This is a genomic window from Cyanothece sp. BG0011 (assembly GCF_003013815.1).
Lineage (GTDB): Bacteria > Cyanobacteriota > Cyanobacteriia > Cyanobacteriales > Microcystaceae > Crocosphaera.
Genome location: NZ_PRLH01000046.1, coordinates 47,895 through 66,463 on the forward strand (window position 1 = coordinate 47,895; position 18,569 = coordinate 66,463).

Here is an 18,569-nt window from a genome sequence, read left to right on the forward strand (position 1 = left end):
CTTCAATTTTGGTACAATTAAGATGCTATTCTTAACGGGATGTAGCGCAGCTTGGTAGCGCACTTCGTTCGGGACGAAGGGGCCGCTGGTTCGAATCCAGTCATCCCGATTTTAATACAAAATATTATTATTTCTTCAAGGCTAATGTTAACCCGTCGGCAATAGGAACTATACTTAAGGCAATTCTAGGATCTTGATGCAATTTTTGATTAAAGTTTCTAATTTTTTCCGTGCGATTATCCTTAATGTCGGGATCAGCCACTTTTCCTCCCCATAATACATTATCAATGGCAATCAATCCCCCTGGTTTCACTAACCATAATGCTTTTTCATAATAATTATTATTATTACTTTTATCGGCATCAATAAAAGCAAAATCAAAGGTATTGTTTTCTCCTTGGGCTATTAAGTGATCTAAGGTTTCTAAAGCCGGTGCAAGCTGTAAATTAATTTTATGACTGACTCCTGCTTTTTGCCAAAATTGTTGGGCTATTTGGGTCATTTTTTCATCAACATCACAGGCAATGACTTGACCATCAGATGGTAATGCTAAGGCAACCACTAAGGCACTATATCCTGTAAAAACACCAATGTCTAAGGTTTTTTTTGCTTTCATTAACTGCACTAATAATGCCATAAATTGACCTTGTTCGGGGGCAATTTGCATTCTAGCCGTTGGATACTTTTGGGTTTCTTCTCGTAACGCTTTTAAGATGTCTACTTCTCTGACAGAAACCTGTTGAAAATATTGATATAAGTTTGAATCTAATCCTAATGTTTTATTGGCCATTGCCTCCCCCTACAATGGTAACAATTTCTAAGCGATCGCCTGTTTTTAAGGTGGTATTCTCCCAATATTGTCGATGTAAAATTTCTCCGTTATATTCTACTGCCACTAGGCGAGGATTGAGTCCCATTGTTTCTAAAAATTGAGGTAAATTATGTCCCGATAAACAGGTTTTTTCTTCCCCATTGACTTGTAATTTTATGGTTTTTGTGCTATTCATTGATTATTGTAGGTTTAATTTTTTCAATAATTCTTGTGTGGTTATTTTGGGATCATCTGCTTCCATAATAGCACGAACTAAAGCCACTTGAGTTGCCCCGGATGCCTTCACTTCAGTGACATTCGTTTCATCAATTCCACCAATGGCAAACCAAGGAATGGGAGAGGTTTCGACGGCATATTTCACATAGTCTAAACCCGCTGCTTTTTTATCCGGTTTGGTTGGGGTAGCATAGACGGGACCCACTCCAATATAATCAGCTTTTTCGGCGATCGCTTTTTCCATTTCTTGGGGGTTTGTGGTGGAACGTCCGATAATTTTATTTGGTCCTAATATCCGTCTGGCTAGGGCAATGGGGATATCTTGTTGTCCTAAATGAACCCCGTCTGCATCTACTGCTAACGCAATATCAACCCGATCATTGACAATAAATAAAGCGTCATATTGATGACATAATTCACATAATTTTTTGGCTATATCTAAGCGAATAATATCATCTATTTTTTTCTCTCTATACTGAACTAATGTTAATCCCCCTTGTAAGGCTGACTCTACAATTGTTAATAAATTTTCTGTTGCAGAGGTGACTAAATATAAGGGAGATTGTTTTAACTTTTGATAACGATTATTTTGTAATAATTCACTTTCTAAGGTATAAACTTGATAACGAATTTTCTTACAAGAACTTCCCATCTTAGGATCATACAATTTCCCATATTCTTCTAATACCCTTAACCCTTCTTGAACCCGACATAAATTAGCTTGTAAAAGTTGATTAATTGTTTCTCTTTTTTCTTCTTGAGGATGGGATAATTCTATTCCTGGATCATTCGGCGTATCCCTAGCCATGCGTAATTCCGATGTATGCCAATGGGCAATTTCTTGACGCATTTGTTTACAAGTATCAGCCCACTCACTATTTTCTAATCCTAACCGACACCATTCTTCAACGACTCTTAAGCCTTCCCTGACGCGATCTAAATTAGCATCTAAAATCCGAAAAATTGCTAAATTTTTATCCATGTTTTCTCAATGGTATTATTATATTATTTACGCGGGATAAAGGTGCGATACTGAGTAACGCACCTTCTCTAAATGAGAAGCCAAAAAGAAGAGATTAAGCTTCAACTAAACGGATGGCAGCCCCTAAACCAGCAGCCATTTCTTCAGGAGTAATTTTACCATCATGATTAACATCAATGGCATCAAAAACAAGATCCGTTCCGGCCCATTCTTCACGGGTAATAAAGCCATCGCCATCTAAATCATAGACGCGGAAAATATCGGCGGCCGCATTATTAACTTTGGTTTCCCCTTCGATGCGAGTTAAGCGATCTTTGAGCATTTCTTCGAGGGTTTCTAAGGCTTTGGTAAAGCCATTAATACCTTCATCTAGCTTGTCGTAAGCCATTTTATCCTCTTGGTGCATCTTATCAAAAGTTGCTTTATCCATAGGGATCTTTTCGATATCCATCTTAGCAGCAACTTCGGGATCTAGCTTACGGGGTAACGTTTCTTCAGTGGAATTTAACTGCTCTAATAACTTAGGAGAAATGGTTAATAAATCGCTACCAGCTAACTCACAAATTTCTCCAATATTACGGAAACTTGCCCCCATAACTTCGGTTTTATAACCGAATTTTTTGTAATAGTTGTAAATACTGGTAACTGATTGAACGCCAGGATCTTCTGTGGCTGTATATTCTTTTCCTGTTTCTTTTTTGTACCAGTCTAAAATACGACCCACGAAAGGAGAAATTAAGGTAACATTAGCTTCTGCACAAGCGATGGCTTGGTGCATTCCAAACAGTAAGGTTAAGTTACAGTGAATTCCTTCTTTTTCTAAGACTTCGGCTGCTTTAATACCTTCCCAAGTGGAGGCAATTTTAATTAAGATGCGATCGCGGGAAACGCCGGCTTTTTCGTATTCAGAAATCAAATAACGGGCTTTTTCGAGGGTTCCTTCGGTATCATAAGATAAACGGGCATCCACTTCCGTTGAAACGCGGCCGGGAATAATTTCGAGAATTTTTAAGCCAAAAGCGACCGCTAAGCGATCAAATGCTAGGGTAACCACATCCGACTCATCGGCCTCTTTTCCTAACTCTTGTCTAGCGGTTTTGAGGGTATCATCCACAATGGACTGGTATTGTGGCATTTGGGCTGCTGCGGTGATTAAAGAGGGGTTGGTTGTGGCATCACGGGGGGTAAAGGTTTCAATGGCTTGAATATCCCCTGTATCAGCAACAACAATGGTAAATTCTCTCAATTGTTCTAATAATGTTGCCATATTTGCTCCTTAGGATAATGGTAAAAATTCCACGATTTAAGCAGATAACTTAAGTTCAATCAACCCTGATCATGCTATCTTTTTAACCATATCAGCTACGGCTTGTCTCCCTTGATAATTTCAGGAATTCCTAATCATTTGAGTTTCTTTTTTGCCCTTAGTTATCAGTAGTTAGGTTAGTCCGAATCTCGTCTAATCTTGACTCAAATTGTAGAGAGTATCCCAAGGTTTTTCAGGCAAAAGGCAAGGGTTCTTCCCCTAACAAAAGGGGGAGTTAGAGGGGGTGGCAATAGGCAAGAGTGAGAGGATTGGCAAGAGAATCTCTTTTTGTCTAAAAACGAGAGATTCTCCTGTGCAAATCCCAGGAGGAAAAAAGCAAAAACTAACACAGTAGAGCCATTTTTTAAGATTCTGTCCTCACCGTTTGACCGGTTTGATCGGTACGATAAACCCAAGTGGTTTGACCATCGGTTACGGTGATTCGCCATCCTTCTACTAAGGCTTGGGTACACATTTCATCGGGTTTGGCTAATCCTAAACAACCATCGGGCCAAGTGTTGGCCTCGGTTTGTGTGACCTGTAAGTTCTCAGACTCAATGGTATTGTTGCTAGTGATATCATTAAAGACGGCATCAATAACGGCTTGAGGGGCTTCGGTGTTCTTATTCATAGTTTCTTGATTTATAGTGGGTTCAGAGGTGGGTTGAGTCCCATTAGAGGTGTCTGAGGATTGACACCCCCAAACACTAATAACGATAACTAAACAACAACAAAGACAAAACTTTCTCATTGACTTCTCCATAAAAGCCTCGGTCTCACCATCATACTTTAGAGGTTATTCTTCGAAGGTTCGTAAGGGTTGTTTCGATGCTATGGGACAGAAGTTGTTTTTTCGGATAATTTAATTTTTTTTGAAATTTTTTAATATTTTTTGATAAACTGTAACATATAGAAACACTTGACTCATAAAAGCGTTAGGAGAGCAAAATCCAATGGCAGGATTTTTTGGACTATTTAGTGGCCGTAAAGCAAAGTTTGTTGACGAACCTGATAACACACCGACTCAACCCAAGAAAAAAGAAGCCTTTTTCTTAGATAATGATTCAGCAAAAACTCTAGGAGATACTGAGTTTATGCGTAAACCCATTACCATTAGACGGACCTTTGCCAAAGGGGGTGAACTGGTTCAAGATATCTCTTCTATGGAAAAGAAAAAAGCAGGCAGTAATGGTACTGCTTCTAATAAAGCTAACCAAACCAGTGCCTCTCAAGGAACAGCCTCTGCTAATACAGAACGTCGTAAAGCTGATAGTAGCATGGATATGTTCCGTAACATGGCTCGTGATATGAAGAAATAAAGCTTATTATTTGGCTAGAACAATTAGCTAAAAATTCGTTGAGGGCTTAATATTCTTAGGCCCTTTTTTATAGCAACCAGTTTGTAAACTGTCCCAAAGTATTCAGATCAATTACCAATTACGATAACATTGTATCTAAACTAAAATTGAACTGACTAAGGATCATGCTCTGTAATCGATGTCAACAACAAAGTTCCTGTTTAGCTTATAAATTAGCTTCGGTGGATCATAAAATCCAAGATGCTTTAAGAAAACTTAAAAGTTGTACTCAACAATTATCGGCTAAATCAAAATAAACCTTAAAGGTTAAAGCAGTCGAGCGATCGCCTTAGCAAGATTGAGCGCTCCCCCTGGTTTGCCTACCCTTTCTAGTCCATTTTGTCTACAGTTTTGTAAATAATCTTTATCTTTTAAAATAGTTTGAATGGTTTGGGCTGCTTCGGTAAAAAGATGGGGATTTTTATGACTTTTTCCAATGGTTTTAACGGATAATCCTAATAATCTCATTTGTGCTTCGGCAAAAGCATAGGTAAATTGTGGGCCTTTTCCGGGTAATTGAATCACCGGTTTACCTAATCCTACGACCTGTTCAACGGCAGTTCCTGCCATGCCGATCGCTAAATCACAATGGTTAATAATGTCAGCAAAAGCTTGATAATAACATTCAATTTTAATGGTATTTTTAACGAATCTTCCTAAAGATTCATATTGCCATCCTAGTTTTTTAGCTAACTTTTTTAAATCCGTTTCTTTAATAGCTTGAACTAAAGCGACTCGAAATTGTACCCTTTCTAAAGTAGCAAGAGATTCACAGACCTTTAACAATAATTCTAAATTATCTAGAGCTTCAGGAACACGACTTCCCGGTAATAAAGCAAGGGTGGGTAGATTATCATCAAGCTGTAAATTTTTGCCCGTTGGCGTTAAAATATCCATGATAGGATAACCTAAAAAAGAAGCATTTTTAAATCCTTGTTGCTGTAAATCTTCTGCTGTAAAAGCATCTCTGGTATAGATAGCTAAACAACGAGGCGATCGCAAACAAAAACGGGTTAACCAAGGAAGTTTTAATCTGCCTTCATAATAACTAGAAGTGGAGACCAAAAAAGCCACAAAAGGACGACCGGAAATATAGGCCATGGTGACAGGAAAAATATCCCCAACCGCGACAATTAAATGATAACGAGAACAATATTTTAAAAGGGTACGAATTTGATATAAGGTTAAACCAATTAAACCGGCAGATACATCTTTTAATAATGTCAGGGGATTCATATAAAAAATGCCCCCGGATGGTAAATTTTTAGGTTGTCCGATCAAAGGTAAATTAAGAGAAAGATAAGCATTGCCTTCTCCCACTAAAGGCATGGCGGTAATGGTAAGATGGGGCGCAATTTTCCGCAATTCTTGGAGAATGAGACGACTGTTAAGGTCTTCTCCATGACCATTACTCATAAATAAGACTTCTTTGTTCATTAAATTAATAATTGTCATTAAATTAATAATTAATAATGAATCATTACTGCTCTATGGTAAACATAGGTAACGGTAAAGGATAATGATTTCTTAAATAATAGGTTAATCAGGGGAAGATTATCCTAAAATAGAAACAGGCTGAAAATTATTGTAGCTTTTAGGAGTCACCACAACCGATGACACAAGCCACTCAAAACCCCACCAAAGGAATTCAACTTACTGAAACAGCCCTTAAGCACGTTTTAATGTTACGGGAACAACAAGGAAAAGACCTGTGTTTGCGTGTTGGGGTTCGTCAGGGAGGATGTTCCGGAATGTCTTATATGATGGACTTTGATGACCCCAGTAATATTGGCGAACAAGATGAAGTCTTTGATTATGATGGCTTTCAAATCATTTGCGATCGCAAAAGCCTTCTCTATCTCTACGGCCTCGTTCTCGATTATAGCAACGCCATGATTGGAGGGGGTTTTGAGTTCACCAACCCCAACGCTAACCAGACTTGTGGCTGTGGTAAGTCTTTTGGTGTTTAATCTAACAATATCGTGTATGTTAAATAATTGGGGCAGAAATCAATTTTTCTGTCTCTTTTTGTCTTCATTCTATTACTGAAAATGACTGAAACTGCTGCAACTGCTTTTGAACAAGGATTAGAACGTTATAAACAAGGGGAGTCTGTGGAGACACTGATCCCCCATTTCAAACAAATCTGCGATCGCGCCCCGAAAAACCCCACCGCTTGGGCCTGTTTAGCTTGGTTATATCTCTTAGCCGATAAACCGGAGTTGGCTCTCAAAGCTGCCAAAAAAAGCGTTAAAATTGATAGTAGACCCCCTCAAGCGCGGATTAACTTAGCTTTAGCTATGTTAGACACCGGCGCGAAAGGCGTACGGGATCACATTGAAGCGGCCCAACAAATGATGTCCCTTGACGAAGAAATTCATCAAGACATCGTGGAAAACATCGAAGATGGATTAAGCCGTAAACCAGACTGGAAAAGTCTCCAGCGTGTTAAAAAATGGTTATTATCTCCTGAATAAGAATGCAATTATCAAAAACCCAGTTAATCGGATTAAAAGCAGATGATTTTCGTCATCCTTTAGATTTAGAAGCCACTCAAACGTTAAAACAACTTCCCGGCCTTGATATGATCGTTAGGAGTTTACTGGGTTCTGTGGCCGAACAGTTTTTCTATCTCAATAACATTGCTTCGTCGGTGTTGGTGAGTGAAAAACAACTCCCCCATCTTCACAAGTTATTAGTTGAAGCAGCCAGAGTTCTCGATTTAGAACCCCCACAACTCTATCTGCAACAAAACCCCGTACCTAACGCCTATACCTTCGCTATGCAAGGAAAACAACCCTTTATGGTGTTGCATACATCTCTAGTGGAAATGTTGACCCCCGAAGAAATACAAGGGGTGATGGCCCACGAGTTAGGACACCTCAAATGTGAACATGGGGTTTATTTAACCTTAGCCAATATTATGGTCTTGGGTGCGAGTTTACTGCCCACCTGGGGAACAGCGATTGCTCAATCGTTACAATCCCAAATGTTGCAATGGGTGCGCTGTGCAGAATTTAGTTGCGATCGGGCTGCTTTATTGGTGGCACAAGATCCTAAAGTGGTCATGTCCATTTTAATGAAATTGGCCGGCGGTTCTCCCACCATTGCCCCCCAGTTGAACCTAGAGGCATTTATCCAACAGGCACGGGATTATCAAGCCATTAGCAACACTGCTTTAGGAGAAATGTTAAAACAGGCGCAAACGGAACAACTCACCCATCCAGTGCCAGTATTGCGGGCTAAGGAGATCGATCATTGGGCTAGTTCCCAAGATTATCACCACTTGTTAGAACAAGGCAAAACAGAGTATAATCAAAAAGCTAAGACCAAGGGCGGATGGCGAAATTGGTAGACGCACCACACTCAAAATGTGGCGGCTTCGGTCATGGGGGTTCGAGTCCCCCTCTGCCCATAGATTGAGTAAGTATCATTTGAGCATAGATAAAATATAAATCAATGAAGCAAAATGTTACTTTAGCACTAGAGTTATACTTCTGATGTTATACACAGACGCACATCGCCGCTCTTAGCTATGTACCAAAGTTTATGCTTATATGGATGCTCCGTAATTGAGCAAGTTGGTCGCAATTCATCTCACCCCTAACCTGTCGGTGTAGCAGGAGTCCTCTTGCTACCTTTAAGATAGATTTAGCCGTTACCCTTAAATGCCCGTGAGTAAAACCAAAGCAGAGGATATTTGTCAGGTAAGATGTTTCAATACCGAGCTAGTTACTCAAATCCGAGAAACTTTACCCTCAGAAGATACTTTAGAGGAAATGACGGTTATATTTAATACTTTAGCCGATCGCTCGCGGATCAAGATCCTTTATGCCCTCAGAAACGGTGATGAGCTTTGTGTTTGCGATATTGCCGCCATGTTAAATGTCAAGATCGCTACGGCTTCCCATCATTTACGGAAAATGCGAGATTTGAAATTACTTAAATATCGAAATGATGGAAAATTAGCTTATTATTCTCTAAAGGATGAGCGTATAACTGATATTCTTACTTATTCTTTACCAAGCTTTATTTAAAGACTATTTACTGTTTTTTAGCTTTTATTAATTTAATTAATTTTACATTCTAATGTTCATTTGAACGTTTAAAAGATATCATAAACATTATTCAAACATTCATTTGAACGTTAAATCAAAAATCATGGCAGAACACTGTTGTCAAAACAAAGCCAAGGAATTACAAAAGCTGCAAGAACGTCAGGGTAAGGTATTGTGGATCATTTTGGTAATTAATGCAGTAATGTTTTTAGTGGAGTTTAGCGGAGGCATTAAAGCGTCTTCGCTCTCTTTAACCGGGGATTCTTTAGATATGCTTGGTGATGCTTTAGTTTATGGCTGTAGCCTTTACGTCCTTCAAAAAGGGAACAAAGCCCAGGCCAGAGCCGCAATACTTAAAGGCGGTATTATGTTTATATCAGCGATCGCTGTATTTACTAGAGCCACCCATCAATTATTTACTCAAACAGTCCCCGCAGTACAAGTAATGAGCAAAATTGGGCTTTTAGCTTTGATAGCTAACTTAATCTGCTTTTTACTGTTAATTCGTCACCGTGATGACAATATCAATATGTCCTCGGTTTGGCTGTGTTCTCGTAACGACATTATTGCCAATACTTCAGTATTGCTGACTGCTGGCTTAGTTTTTTTAACAGGTTCTTTTTGGCCAGATTTTATCTTAGGACTATTACTTACTGTCGTTTTTGCTCAATCTGCGGGCAAAGTTCTTACTCAAGCTAGACAAGCATTAAAATAAAAAACTGGGTGAGTAAACCTCACCCAGTTTCTTAGTTCTCAAGGATAATCAGAGGTTGAATTAAACAGCAGCAGTTTTCTTGGTGTTTGCGCTTAATTCACCACTAGCATACTTAGCAGCATACTCATCAAGGGTCATTTGCTTGATCTTACTGGCATTTCCAGCCGTCCAGAATTGCTGATAACGATCAGAACAAACTTGCTTCATGTACTTAATAGAAGGCTTCATGAAGTGACGGGGGTCAAAGTTAGAAGGATCTTTAGCAGCAGCTTCACGAATGGCTGCAGTAATAGCTAAACGGTTATCAGTATCAATATTAACCTTACGAACCCCACTCTTAATACCTTTTTGAATTTCTTCAACAGGTACACCATAGGTTTCGGGAATTTGACCACCGTATTGGTTGATCATATCTAACCATTCTTGAGGGACGGAAGAAGAACCGTGCATCACAATATGAGTGTTGGGAAGACGGTTATGAATTTCTTCAATACGACTAATGGCTAAGATTTCCCCGGTCGGTTTACGGGTAAATTTATAAGCACCGTGGCTGGTTCCAATGGCAACGGCTAAAGCGTCAACTTGAGTGCGTTCTACGAATTCTACTGCTTCATCGGGGTCGGTGAGCAGTTGTTCTTTACTGAGGGTTCCTTCAAATCCGTGGCCGTCTTCTTTGTCTCCTTTTCCGGTTTCAAGAGACCCTAAACAACCTAATTCACCTTCTACACTAGCACCCACAGAGTGAGCAACTTTAACCACTTCAGCCGTTACATTAACGTTATACTCGAAGCTTGCAGGAGTCTTCGCATCTTCTTCTAAAGAGCCATCCATCATAACACTGGTGAAACCGTTGCGGATAGCACTGTAGCAGGTTGCAGGACTGTTACCATGATCTTGGTGCATGGCAATGGGAATATGAGGATAACTTTCTACTGCACCTAAAATTAAATGACGGAGAAAGTTTTCTCCAGCATATTTACGCGCACCACGAGAGGCTTGCAAAATTACAGGACTATCTGTTTCATCTGCTGCCTGCATAATGGCTATGATCTGTTCCATATTATTTACGTTAAATGCAGGAATAGCATAACCATTTTCTGCTGCGTGGTCTAAGAGCAGCCGCATAGGTACGAGCGCCATAGATGTCCTCCTAGTCTATTTCTTTTATTTTGTGAGCGAGTTGTCAAGAAAATTAATTCTCTTATTCGTTAATCTTAAGATAGATTTCACGATTTGACTAATCCTTTTTTATTTTTTTTCAAAGCATACTTTTATATTTTTGTCAAGATGCTCTCCCTGATTTTTTGGGAAATTAAAGGATGTTTAACTTAGTTTTTCTTTCAACAGAGTCCCTAGGATCATCATCAATAGCATCTAGGTTTTTGTAAATATTGATACAATTTACTGGTTCAATATTTTTTTAGTTGATTGCGAAAACTAATAATTTCTGCTTGCCAATGATTTGCATTAACTGTCATTTTTAAAATCAGTAAACTATTATCCATAAAATAGAGGTAATTAAGCCACTACCTCTATGAATACTATCAACCTAATCATCAATTAAGCAGCGGATACTTTATGTTGTTGATGACGGTGAACTTTTCCAGTTTCTTCGCATATCGGACAAGAAACCATATTTTCCTTTCCTTCTATGCTTAATTTTCCCTGACCTTGACATTGTTGACAAGTGATTTTTTCTTGCCACCAATAGTTTTTCAAAAAGTTGTCATCAGTGATATAATTAAAATCTTCGTACATTCAAAATACCTCAGCTATTATTGTTATTTTGGTAATTATTCTCTAATCCCATTGCTTTATTAAACTACTATACCAATAACATTCCTTTCTGTTCTTGACTAGCCAAATTAATATTTTTTAAAGATGTCTAAAAAATCATAAAAAACCTCAATTTTGTATTAATTAATACAGAAAATAACTAAATAATGCTTTTTTTATTAATAACGCATTTGTAAAGTTACCATCGCTTCTATGGTTTGTTCTCCTCCAATGACAGGAGTGCTATCAGCAACCGCACTAGCGGTTCTGAAGTTTTCTGGTGTCTGTCTAACTAAAGGTTGAGGTTCATTAGCACCATTAATGGAAATACTAATAATTTCTTGAGATTGAAAGTTTAAGGTAGATAAAACCGCTTCTGCTTGTGCTTGTGCGTCTGAAGTGGCTAATTTTAAGGCTTCTTTTTGTGCTTCTGAAATAGCTGTTTCTGTTGCGCTAAAACTCACTCTATCAATACGAGTTGCTCCTGCTTTGACTGCATCATCTAATAAACTACCAACTTCCTCCGTTTTCACCCGAAAACTAACGATATTAGTCCCAAGATAACCCACTAAACGTCGTTGATTGTTATCATATTGATAATTAGGTTGTAGACGAATTCCTGTGGTTTCTAGTCTTTCTACTTGACGTGATCGCAAAAAATCCACTAGGGATGAGGTTCTTTGAGCCACATTTTGTTGAACTTCTGCTGCGGTTTTTCCTTGTATTTCTACTCCTAAACTGACATCAGTTAAACTAGTCGGAATTCTTACTGTTCCTTTTCCTGTCACGGTTAAGGTTCTTAAAACTTGTTCTTGTGCCATTACTGGAGTCATGAAAGGTATATTGATAACTGGATAGGTAACTAACGTCAAGATAACGGGTAATAAAGGAAATACTAATTTTTTCATTTTTTATTATTTTATTTTTTTAGTATAACAAATCTTTTCTGATGAATTATGGATTTGATGGAGTTTACTATTCTTTTAATTTAACCCAGCGATCGCCTAATAGCAAAAAACTTACTTAAAATATTTTGTAATCCTTTATTTTGAGAAAATTTTCGTTTCCTCAGTAACAAAGCAGCTTTACTATTCACTTCGGATAAAGTTGGGTAAACATGAATACCCGATAAAGCAGAAACCTTCAAGTTATTCGACATGGCTAAAACAATTTCATGAATTAATTCCCCTGCGGATTTTCCTACCAAATGCGCCCCTAAAATTTCACCATTCTCTTTAACAATAATCTTAGCAAATCCTTGGGTTGCTCCTTCTGCTTGGGCGCGATCTACTTCAGAAAAGTCTTGTTTCAAAACATAAATATTATTCCCATACTTTTCTTTTGCTTGTGCTTCTGTTAATCCCACTCTTGCTAACTCAGGATCGGTAAATGTTGTCCAAGGAATGACATCATAACTGACCTTATTAATAGGCAAAAATAAAGCATTGGTTATAATTGTAACTGCTTCATGGGAGGCTACATGAGTAAACTGATAACCGCCAATAACATCACCACAAGCATAAATCTTAGAATTGGTTGTTGTTTGGAGTTTATCGTTAATGTTAATGCCTTTTTTGTCGTATTCAACCCCTGCTGCTTCTAAGTTAAGAGATTCTACATTAGGCGATCGCCCAGTACAAACTAAAATTTCATCAACAATAATTTCTTGTTCATTAGCCCATAAATGTTTTTTGTTTCCAATTTTTTCTACTTTATTGGCTCTGGCATTTTTAATAATTTCTATTCCTTCTTCTAAAAACTGTTTTTCTATCACGTCTGCTGCTTCGGGATCTTCTTTAGGAAGTAAATGAGAACCACTATTAATCAAGGTCACTTTAGTTCCTAAACGATGAAAAGATTGACCTAACTCACAGCCAATGGGTCCAGCCCCAATAATAGCCAAAGATTCGGGATTATTGGTTAAAGAAAATACCTCTTCGTTGGTTAAATATCCCGTTTCTTTTAACCCAGAAATGTTAGGAATATTAGGACGAGAACCTGTAGCAATAACAAATGCTCTTGCTTTTAATTTTTGGCCATTAACTTCAAAAACATCAGAATTTATAAATTTTCCTGATCCAAAAATAACTTCAACGCCTAACCCTTCAAACCGTTGAGGAGAATCATGGGGTTCAATGGCTGCAATAACATTTTTAACATGATCCATTGCTTGAGAAAAGTTAATACTATAATTATTAGTATGAACCCCAAACCGTTGACTATTTTTTACTTCATAAGCTACTCTTGAAGCATGAATTAATGACTTACTGGGGACACATCCATACCATAAACAATCCCCTCCTAAACGGTCTTTTTCTACTAAAGCAACTTTAGCATTTAATTGGGCGGCAGCCCCAGCAACCACTAATCCTCCCGAACCGCCACCAATGACTACAATATCATAGTCAACTCCCATGATTTTATCTCCCTATTGTTATATAGAATTTTATGAAACGATATTATTTATTGACTTGTTGCTTTTAATGTTTTTTGCTTTCTTTGATTTAAGTAAGTTTGATGATCTAACCATTTTCCTTGTTTAATAAATCCCCAATTTTTTATTCTCGGGCCGCATAAAAATAGACTCCAAGATCCTTGAGAATGAGGAGAAATTTCAATACGATGAAGAGACTGAGGGGAACGAATGCGAAAATGTCCAGGGCCTCGCCAAAATTTACCCTCTGGGGTAATTTCCCAATAACCACCTTTTAAAATTAGGGTGGCATACCACCAAGGATGATCGTGTAAATCATCAGGATCACTTAAACCAATGTAGTGTAACATGAGATTAAAGGGAAGAGATCGCGCGTTTTCGGTTTCAGTTAACTTATCTTTAAACAGTAAATAATAACGGATTAAATAAGGTTGGACACCATTGCGATCATAAATAATCCGTTTACGGCCGAGTTTTTCTAAAAGTGTTAGTAGCATTTTTTCTAATTGATCAATAACGATGAAACCCAATTAATTATAAACCCTAATTTTTATCAATTTTACAACTTGAGTGTCTTTGATCATAACCGCATTGAAGATTGATGATGTCTTTATTGTTGTCTTCTGCACGACATTGAATCCATCCATCATTATTATTATCTTGTGAGTTACATTCAATAGGAGTTAGACCATTTTTTTCGCTAAACAAGATTAAATTTTCTTTAACAACTTTATCAATAACTGGACTATTTTGCCGTTTAATAAATTGGGGTAAAATAAAAGAGGAGACTATTCCAGAGAAAACAATAATAAGAAGTAGCTGCCAAACAGCTAGACCAGCATTTTCGGTTTTTGAGTCTTTTCTATTCATTTTTAGTAAAAATAAGACTTTTTCGTAACCAGTAGCACCATAATTGTAAAATTTTTATTAAGTTTAACTGACAGTGTGACACTTTGCAGGGTTTCACCCAGTCATAGTCATCAGCAAGAAACTCGTAATACAGTAAAAGAGTAATTAGACCCGCTAGTCTAGTTTAACGAGTGTGATGATGATCATCAGGTGGTGTGAGATGTTCGGAAGATTTATCGAAGCGTGTACAATTACGCTAGGACTGTATATCTGTTTACAATTAAGCAGTGTCTCTATTCCTTCTTCTAGTGTTTTATGGTTTAAACTATCTAGATTGAATGAGTTTTCTCTATCTAATCTGCAAGAAACCGTTGAATCTGATAGATGGTTAAGCTGGAGAAATCAGAAAAACTTTAATCCCAGAGTAAATAGATATTAAACCTTCGTTGGCCATGACGAATAAAAGTTTAGGAATACTCACAGAAGTATAGAGGTTTTTGTCGTCTTTTATCAATAAAATTACGGAGTGAATGGGACAAAATTATGGGAATTCCTGAAAAACACTCAAGAATATTACCCAATTTTTGTTTAAATTAACATCAATATCCCTGTTCTTTCCCCTCACCTCACCTATCATCAAATCCGTATTAACTGTTTTATTTGCTTAAGAGTTTAAGTTATGAAAAATTCCCAACCCATCGAAATTCTTTTAACCCATATTAAATTGCAAGCTATTCTCTATCAAGTCGAAGAAACCATTGCCGTCGATTACACCTTACTAAACTTGTATCGAAACACAGGGGAAATTACCAAGCAGGAGTATTATGAAACCCTTTGGGAAATAACGGCAGAAATTGCCCCAACCGAAGCAGTTTGGGATAAGTACATTAATTTTGCTGAATTTGTTACCACCCTAACCAACGAATACTTTGTCGAATACTGGTTTGAGTTAGAAAACTTTCTCAGTCTCTTTCCTTTAAATGAGTAGACAGATATACTTGAACTCGAAAAACCCCAGATAAATGTCAGATTAACTCTTGCTAGAATGCCTGTTGCCTGTTGCCTTAAAATATAAATCTACCATCGGGGGTGCTTCTTTGATAAACTGTAAGTCTTAGATAGATACCGATTAAAAACATATGGCACAACGCACTCGATTAGGAGATTTACTCAGACCCCTTAATTCTGAATACGGGAAGGTTGTCCCTGGATGGGGAACCACTCCTTTAATGGGAGTTTTCATGGGCTTATTTTTAGTCTTCTTGTTAATCATCCTCCAAATTTACAACTCTTCTCTAATTCTTAATGGATTTACCGTCACTTGGGGAGGTTAATCCCTAAGGTGGTGATCCCGAACCAACGGTGATCAAATTTCAGACAATTCTAGAAAAAATATCACCGTCATCCTAAGTTAAATGTTCCCCGACTTTTCGGGGTTTTTTTATCGGTAATGAGTCCGAATAACCCTTACCCTTCAATTCTTCCTGGTATAGGATAGACTGAAAAAAGAATAGATAGGAGAAACTTATGAATGTTTTTGGCATTGGACTGCCGGAAATGGCTTTGATTTTAGTCATTGCCTTATTGGTATTTGGTCCGAAAAAACTCCCCGAAATTGGTCGAAGTCTAGGTAAGGCTATTCGTGGGTTTCAAGATGCGTCTAAAGAGTTTGAAAATGAATTCAAACGAGAGGCCCAGCAACTTGAAGAATCTGTCACCATGAACGCAGAACTTGAAGAAAACAAAATGGCTAATCCCACCCCAACGGATAAGGATAAGACCCAAATGAACACCTAAACACAATTAAACGTGAAACTATTATGGGGAAATATTGTGAAATCTTTTAAAGGTTGTACAACCATCATCTGTTGAGAAAGGATATAATCGATGACAAAATCCCTGTCAACGGTTGAGTCCCCTTAAGGAGCAACTATTTTGACAAACAAAAGCATAACTCTAATAATTTCAGTGGTTTGATGAGGGAAATATGGAAGGAGGTTCTAGATGAGTCAACAAACACCCTATGAAAAGCTTGGTGTCAGTGAAACAGCCTCTTTTGAGGAGATCCAAGCAGCTAAAAATCGTTTAACACAAGAATATAGTAATGACGTGAAAACCGTCGAAGACATTGAAGCGGCCTATGATTCTATCATTATGGAACGCCTCAAACTGCGTCAAGAAGGGAGAATTAAAGTCCCCGATCGCATTCGTTTTGCTGAACGTCAGCGAGAAACGCCCCCAACCCCTCCGTCCCTTTCTTTAAATAATTCTCCCCCCTGGTTACAACAGTTTATTGATACCCCTTCTACTAACGATATTCTCTGGCCCACGGGAATTTTCCTGGTTTTAGCCCTAATCGCTGGCTTTTCTAGTGCAGATTCTTCTTCTATTTCTGTCCTTTTAGCCTTAGGGGTGTTTGCTAATCTTTATTTTCTCAACCGCAAAGAAAATAAGTTCGGTCGCGCCTTATTGATTACCTTCGCCGGATTAGTCTTAGGAATCGTTTTAGGATGGGGAATTAGCCAATTATTACAAGGGGCAAATCTTCCTGGAGAAATCAGTCAATCTGTCATCGGTATCGCTATCTTTTTTATTTTTTGGCTGAGTAGTAGCTTTTTACGTTAAGTCTGTGAATCAATTTCTAGATAATATCGATCGCCTGTTTTCGAGTCTGGTGACTCTGATTGAACGGGTACTTTTTTTTGAGGTTGCCCATTTTCCTGTGATTATCCTTTGGTTACTCATAGGAGGGGTTTTTTTTACCCTACGCATGGGCTTTATTAATATTATTGGCTTCACACAGGCGGTAAAAATTGCCCTAGGCTTATATGATCCACAGGAGGATATCAAAGGAGAAGTGTCGTCCTTTCAAGCCTTAGCTACCGCTTTATCGGCCAGTATTGGTCTAGGAAACATCGCCGGCGTTGCCATTGCCATCCAAATGGGGGGACCAGGGGCCGTGTTTTGGATGACGGTGGCCGGTTTCTTGGGAATGTCTAACAAGTTTGTCGAATGTACCCTAGGGGTAAAATACCGCATTGTTAACCCAGACGGAACCATTATCGGCGGGCCGATGTATTATCTATCCCAAGGGTTAACAGAATTAGGAAAAGAAAAATTAGGCAAAGCATTGGCTATTTTTTACGGTGTGGCTGGTTTAGGGGCTGCCATTGGTGGGGGTAATATGTTCCAGGCGAATCAATCCTTTGCTGCTTTAGCGGTGGTGGTTCCGGCGGTGAAAGACTTCAATTGGCTTTATGGTTTAACCTTAGCCCTATTGGTAGGATTGGTGATTATTGGGGGCATTAGTCGTATTGGGGTGATTACCAGCAAATTAGTGCCGGTGATGGTCTTTTTTTACCTTTTGGGCTGTTCCTGGGTCTTAGTGGCTAATTTTACGGCTATTCCTGCTGCATTTGGGTTGATGTGCAGAGAGGCTTTTTCGGCTTCTGGCATGGAAGGAGGGCTGATTGGGATTTTGGTTCAAGGGATCAGACGCAGTGCCTTTTCTAATGGGGCCGGGTTGGGATCGGCTGCGATCGCCCATGCCGTGGCTAAAACAAAAGAACCGATACAAGAGGGCATTGTCTCTATTTTAGAGCCATTTATTGACACCATTGTTATTTGTAATGTCACCGCTTTAGTCATAATTACCACGGGAATGTATGGGGAGTCGGTGGGAGATCATATTAGTGGGTCTACTTTAGCAGCGATGGCCTTTGGTCAAGTGATAGATTGGTTTCCGTTTGTGTTAGTGGGAATTATCTGTTTATTTGGGTTTTCTACCATGATTACTTGGTGTTATTATGGGGAACAGTGTTGGGCTTATGTGTTTGGTCAACCCAGTTCTATTGTGTTCAAAGTTATCTTTTTAACTTGTATTTTTATTGGTTCTGTGGTGAGTTTAGGGGCGGTGGTTGATTTTAGCGATATGATGTTATTAACTTTAGCTATTCCTAACCTTTTGGGGTGTCTTTTGTTATCAGGAAAAGTGGCTACATGGTTAAAAGAATATTGGCAGAAATCAGCAGGTTTTTAAAATA

At 38.4% G+C, this 18,569-nt stretch carries 26 protein-coding genes and 2 tRNA genes; 15 read left to right on the plus strand and 13 right to left on the minus strand.

Annotation, left to right across the window (positions count from 1 at the left end; all coding sequences use genetic code 11):
- Window positions 1-35 precede the first annotated feature (35 nt).
- Window positions 36-109 (plus strand) — tRNA-Pro (locus C4E06_RS05680).
- A gap of 18 nt (window positions 110-127) precedes the next feature.
- On the opposite strand, the gene C4E06_RS05685 is transcribed toward C4E06_RS05680, so the two are convergent.
- From C4E06_RS05685 to C4E06_RS05705, 5 genes are all read right to left on the minus strand, one after another.
- Complete coding sequence (locus C4E06_RS05685; RefSeq protein ID WP_107667172.1) at window positions 128-790, minus strand: class I SAM-dependent methyltransferase; 663 nt, start codon at window positions 788-790, stop codon at window positions 128-130.
- The gene (thiS, locus tag C4E06_RS05690) at window positions 780-1,007 is read right to left on the minus strand and encodes a sulfur carrier protein ThiS (RefSeq protein WP_107667173.1); all 228 of its coding nucleotides are present in this window, start codon (window positions 1,005-1,007) and stop codon (window positions 780-782) included. Before thiS ends, C4E06_RS05685 begins: the two co-directional genes overlap by 11 nt.
- 3 nt (window positions 1,008-1,010) lie before the next feature.
- Entirely contained in the window at window positions 1,011-2,030 is a 1,020-nt protein-coding gene (locus C4E06_RS05695; RefSeq protein WP_107667174.1) for a thiamine phosphate synthase, read from the minus strand.
- Between the two features lie 94 nt (window positions 2,031-2,124).
- The gene (locus tag C4E06_RS05700) at window positions 2,125-3,297 is read right to left on the minus strand and encodes a transaldolase (protein ID WP_107667175.1); all 1,173 of its coding nucleotides are present in this window, start codon (window positions 3,295-3,297) and stop codon (window positions 2,125-2,127) included.
- Window positions 3,298-3,700: 403 nt separating this feature from the next.
- Window positions 3,701-4,087, minus strand: coding sequence for a hypothetical protein (locus C4E06_RS05705; protein ID WP_107667176.1), 387 nt, complete (start codon window positions 4,085-4,087; stop codon window positions 3,701-3,703).
- 202 nt (window positions 4,088-4,289) lie between these two features.
- Between C4E06_RS05705 and C4E06_RS05710 the strand changes: the two genes are divergently transcribed.
- Complete coding sequence (locus C4E06_RS05710; RefSeq protein ID WP_107667177.1) at window positions 4,290-4,655, plus strand: hypothetical protein; 366 nt, start codon at window positions 4,290-4,292, stop codon at window positions 4,653-4,655.
- 164 nt (window positions 4,656-4,819) lie between these two features.
- Window positions 4,820-4,951 carry a hypothetical protein gene (locus tag C4E06_RS29185; protein ID WP_255412130.1) on the plus strand — a complete coding sequence of 44 codons (132 nt, stop codon included), beginning with the start codon at window positions 4,820-4,822 and terminating at the stop codon, window positions 4,949-4,951.
- A 10-nt stretch (window positions 4,952-4,961) separates the two neighbouring features.
- Here C4E06_RS29185 and C4E06_RS05715 read toward each other — a convergent pair whose 3' ends face one another.
- Entirely contained in the window at window positions 4,962-6,131 is a 1,170-nt protein-coding gene (locus tag C4E06_RS05715) for a lipid-A-disaccharide synthase-related protein (protein WP_107667228.1), read from the minus strand.
- Between the two features lie 176 nt (window positions 6,132-6,307).
- Between C4E06_RS05715 and C4E06_RS05720 the strand changes: the two genes are divergently transcribed.
- The 6 genes from C4E06_RS05720 to C4E06_RS05745 all read left to right on the plus strand — a co-directional run bounded on the left by C4E06_RS05720 (window position 6,308) and on the right by C4E06_RS05745 (window position 9,467).
- Window positions 6,308-6,664: an iron-sulfur cluster assembly accessory protein gene (locus C4E06_RS05720; protein ID WP_107667178.1), complete on the plus strand. Its 357-nt coding sequence runs from the start codon at window positions 6,308-6,310 to the stop codon at window positions 6,662-6,664.
- Window positions 6,665-6,745: 81 nt separating this feature from the next.
- On the plus strand, window positions 6,746-7,171 hold the full coding sequence (locus tag C4E06_RS05725; protein ID WP_107667179.1) for a M48 family metallopeptidase: 426 nt from the start codon (window positions 6,746-6,748) through the stop codon (window positions 7,169-7,171).
- A 2-nt stretch (window positions 7,172-7,173) separates the two neighbouring features.
- Window positions 7,174-8,049, plus strand: coding sequence for a M48 family metallopeptidase (locus tag C4E06_RS05730; RefSeq protein ID WP_107667180.1), 876 nt, complete (start codon window positions 7,174-7,176; stop codon window positions 8,047-8,049).
- Window positions 8,028-8,109: transfer RNA gene (locus C4E06_RS05735), tRNA-Leu, on the plus strand. The genes C4E06_RS05730 and C4E06_RS05735 overlap by 22 nt, the downstream gene beginning before the upstream one ends.
- A gap of 253 nt (window positions 8,110-8,362) precedes the next feature.
- Entirely contained in the window at window positions 8,363-8,731 is a 369-nt protein-coding gene (locus C4E06_RS05740) for a metalloregulator ArsR/SmtB family transcription factor (RefSeq protein ID WP_107667181.1), read from the plus strand.
- A 124-nt stretch (window positions 8,732-8,855) separates the two neighbouring features.
- Window positions 8,856-9,467, plus strand: a complete 612-nt coding sequence (locus C4E06_RS05745; protein WP_198648358.1) for a cation transporter — start codon at window positions 8,856-8,858, stop codon at window positions 9,465-9,467.
- Window positions 9,468-9,527: 60 nt separating this feature from the next.
- Here C4E06_RS05745 and fba read toward each other — a convergent pair whose 3' ends face one another.
- The 7 genes from fba to C4E06_RS05775 all read right to left on the minus strand — a co-directional run bounded on the left by fba (window position 9,528) and on the right by C4E06_RS05775 (window position 14,547).
- Window positions 9,528-10,607 carry a class II fructose-bisphosphate aldolase gene (fba, locus tag C4E06_RS05750; protein ID WP_107667182.1) on the minus strand — a complete coding sequence of 360 codons (1,080 nt, stop codon included), beginning with the start codon at window positions 10,605-10,607 and terminating at the stop codon, window positions 9,528-9,530.
- A 269-nt stretch (window positions 10,608-10,876) separates the two neighbouring features.
- Window positions 10,877-10,972, minus strand: coding sequence for a DUF29 domain-containing protein (locus tag C4E06_RS28635; protein ID WP_232826169.1), 96 nt, complete (start codon window positions 10,970-10,972; stop codon window positions 10,877-10,879).
- A 55-nt stretch (window positions 10,973-11,027) separates the two neighbouring features.
- Window positions 11,028-11,225, minus strand: coding sequence for a hypothetical protein (locus C4E06_RS05755; RefSeq protein WP_107667183.1), 198 nt, complete (start codon window positions 11,223-11,225; stop codon window positions 11,028-11,030).
- Window positions 11,226-11,422: 197 nt separating this feature from the next.
- On the minus strand, window positions 11,423-12,151 hold the full coding sequence (locus tag C4E06_RS05760; protein ID WP_107667184.1) for an SIMPL domain-containing protein: 729 nt from the start codon (window positions 12,149-12,151) through the stop codon (window positions 11,423-11,425).
- A gap of 80 nt (window positions 12,152-12,231) precedes the next feature.
- Window positions 12,232-13,659 carry an NAD(P)/FAD-dependent oxidoreductase gene (locus C4E06_RS05765; RefSeq protein WP_107667185.1) on the minus strand — a complete coding sequence of 476 codons (1,428 nt, stop codon included), beginning with the start codon at window positions 13,657-13,659 and terminating at the stop codon, window positions 12,232-12,234.
- Between the two features lie 47 nt (window positions 13,660-13,706).
- Window positions 13,707-14,174, minus strand: a complete 468-nt coding sequence (locus C4E06_RS05770; RefSeq protein ID WP_107667230.1) for a hypothetical protein — start codon at window positions 14,172-14,174, stop codon at window positions 13,707-13,709.
- A gap of 46 nt (window positions 14,175-14,220) precedes the next feature.
- The gene (locus C4E06_RS05775) at window positions 14,221-14,547 is read right to left on the minus strand and encodes a hypothetical protein (protein ID WP_107667186.1); all 327 of its coding nucleotides are present in this window, start codon (window positions 14,545-14,547) and stop codon (window positions 14,221-14,223) included.
- 175 nt (window positions 14,548-14,722) lie between these two features.
- On the opposite strand from C4E06_RS05775, the gene C4E06_RS27665 reads away from it, so the two are divergent.
- From C4E06_RS27665 to C4E06_RS05800, 6 genes are all read left to right on the plus strand, one after another.
- Complete coding sequence (locus C4E06_RS27665; RefSeq protein ID WP_198648359.1) at window positions 14,723-14,965, plus strand: hypothetical protein; 243 nt, start codon at window positions 14,723-14,725, stop codon at window positions 14,963-14,965.
- A gap of 240 nt (window positions 14,966-15,205) precedes the next feature.
- Window positions 15,206-15,514 (plus strand): hypothetical protein, encoded by a 309-nt coding sequence (locus C4E06_RS05780; protein WP_107667187.1) that lies wholly within the window; start codon window positions 15,206-15,208, stop codon window positions 15,512-15,514.
- Between the two features lie 151 nt (window positions 15,515-15,665).
- Window positions 15,666-15,860, plus strand: a complete 195-nt coding sequence (gene psbH, locus C4E06_RS05785; RefSeq protein ID WP_008275802.1) for a photosystem II reaction center phosphoprotein PsbH — start codon at window positions 15,666-15,668, stop codon at window positions 15,858-15,860.
- Window positions 15,861-16,053: 193 nt separating this feature from the next.
- Entirely contained in the window at window positions 16,054-16,323 is a 270-nt protein-coding gene (locus C4E06_RS05790; protein ID WP_107667188.1) for a TatA/E family twin arginine-targeting protein translocase, read from the plus strand.
- A gap of 207 nt (window positions 16,324-16,530) precedes the next feature.
- Window positions 16,531-17,151, plus strand: coding sequence for a CPP1-like family protein (locus tag C4E06_RS05795; protein WP_107667189.1), 621 nt, complete (start codon window positions 16,531-16,533; stop codon window positions 17,149-17,151).
- A 4-nt stretch (window positions 17,152-17,155) separates the two neighbouring features.
- On the plus strand, window positions 17,156-18,565 hold the full coding sequence (locus tag C4E06_RS05800; RefSeq protein WP_107667190.1) for a sodium:alanine symporter family protein: 1,410 nt from the start codon (window positions 17,156-17,158) through the stop codon (window positions 18,563-18,565).
- Window positions 18,566-18,569 lie beyond the last annotated feature (4 nt).

What these genes read in the sequence shown, in the direction of transcription:
- C4E06_RS05685 (WP_107667172.1), bottom strand. Translation starts at nt 790, where the DNA reads ATGGCCAATAAAACATTAGGATTAGATTCAAACTTATATCAATATTTT.
- thiS (WP_107667173.1), bottom strand. Translation starts at nt 1,007, where the DNA reads ATGAATAGCACAAAAACCATAAAATTACAAGTCAATGGGGAAGAAAAA.
- C4E06_RS05695 (WP_107667174.1), bottom strand. Translation starts at nt 2,030, where the DNA reads ATGGATAAAAATTTAGCAATTTTTCGGATTTTAGATGCTAATTTAGAT.
- C4E06_RS05700 (WP_107667175.1), bottom strand. Translation starts at nt 3,297, where the DNA reads ATGGCAACATTATTAGAACAATTGAGAGAATTTACCATTGTTGTTGCT.
- C4E06_RS05705 (WP_107667176.1), bottom strand. Translation starts at nt 4,087, where the DNA reads ATGAGAAAGTTTTGTCTTTGTTGTTGTTTAGTTATCGTTATTAGTGTT.
- C4E06_RS05710 (WP_107667177.1), top strand. Translation starts at nt 4,290, where the DNA reads ATGGCAGGATTTTTTGGACTATTTAGTGGCCGTAAAGCAAAGTTTGTT.
- C4E06_RS29185 (WP_255412130.1), top strand. Translation starts at nt 4,820, where the DNA reads ATGCTCTGTAATCGATGTCAACAACAAAGTTCCTGTTTAGCTTATAAA.
- C4E06_RS05715 (WP_107667228.1), bottom strand. Translation starts at nt 6,131, where the DNA reads ATGAACAAAGAAGTCTTATTTATGAGTAATGGTCATGGAGAAGACCTT.
- C4E06_RS05720 (WP_107667178.1), top strand. Translation starts at nt 6,308, where the DNA reads ATGACACAAGCCACTCAAAACCCCACCAAAGGAATTCAACTTACTGAA.
- C4E06_RS05725 (WP_107667179.1), top strand. Translation starts at nt 6,746, where the DNA reads ATGACTGAAACTGCTGCAACTGCTTTTGAACAAGGATTAGAACGTTAT.
- C4E06_RS05730 (WP_107667180.1), top strand. Translation starts at nt 7,174, where the DNA reads ATGCAATTATCAAAAACCCAGTTAATCGGATTAAAAGCAGATGATTTT.
- C4E06_RS05740 (WP_107667181.1), top strand. Translation starts at nt 8,363, where the DNA reads ATGCCCGTGAGTAAAACCAAAGCAGAGGATATTTGTCAGGTAAGATGT.
- C4E06_RS05745 (WP_198648358.1), top strand. Translation starts at nt 8,856, where the DNA reads ATGGCAGAACACTGTTGTCAAAACAAAGCCAAGGAATTACAAAAGCTG.
- fba (WP_107667182.1), bottom strand. Translation starts at nt 10,607, where the DNA reads ATGGCGCTCGTACCTATGCGGCTGCTCTTAGACCACGCAGCAGAAAAT.
- C4E06_RS28635 (WP_232826169.1), bottom strand. Translation starts at nt 10,972, where the DNA reads ATGGATAATAGTTTACTGATTTTAAAAATGACAGTTAATGCAAATCAT.
- C4E06_RS05755 (WP_107667183.1), bottom strand. Translation starts at nt 11,225, where the DNA reads ATGTACGAAGATTTTAATTATATCACTGATGACAACTTTTTGAAAAAC.
- C4E06_RS05760 (WP_107667184.1), bottom strand. Translation starts at nt 12,151, where the DNA reads ATGAAAAAATTAGTATTTCCTTTATTACCCGTTATCTTGACGTTAGTT.
- C4E06_RS05765 (WP_107667185.1), bottom strand. Translation starts at nt 13,659, where the DNA reads ATGGGAGTTGACTATGATATTGTAGTCATTGGTGGCGGTTCGGGAGGA.
- C4E06_RS05770 (WP_107667230.1), bottom strand. Translation starts at nt 14,174, where the DNA reads ATGCTACTAACACTTTTAGAAAAACTCGGCCGTAAACGGATTATTTAT.
- C4E06_RS05775 (WP_107667186.1), bottom strand. Translation starts at nt 14,547, where the DNA reads ATGAATAGAAAAGACTCAAAAACCGAAAATGCTGGTCTAGCTGTTTGG.
- C4E06_RS27665 (WP_198648359.1), top strand. Translation starts at nt 14,723, where the DNA reads ATGATGATCATCAGGTGGTGTGAGATGTTCGGAAGATTTATCGAAGCG.
- C4E06_RS05780 (WP_107667187.1), top strand. Translation starts at nt 15,206, where the DNA reads ATGAAAAATTCCCAACCCATCGAAATTCTTTTAACCCATATTAAATTG.
- psbH (WP_008275802.1), top strand. Translation starts at nt 15,666, where the DNA reads ATGGCACAACGCACTCGATTAGGAGATTTACTCAGACCCCTTAATTCT.
- C4E06_RS05790 (WP_107667188.1), top strand. Translation starts at nt 16,054, where the DNA reads ATGAATGTTTTTGGCATTGGACTGCCGGAAATGGCTTTGATTTTAGTC.
- C4E06_RS05795 (WP_107667189.1), top strand. Translation starts at nt 16,531, where the DNA reads ATGAGTCAACAAACACCCTATGAAAAGCTTGGTGTCAGTGAAACAGCC.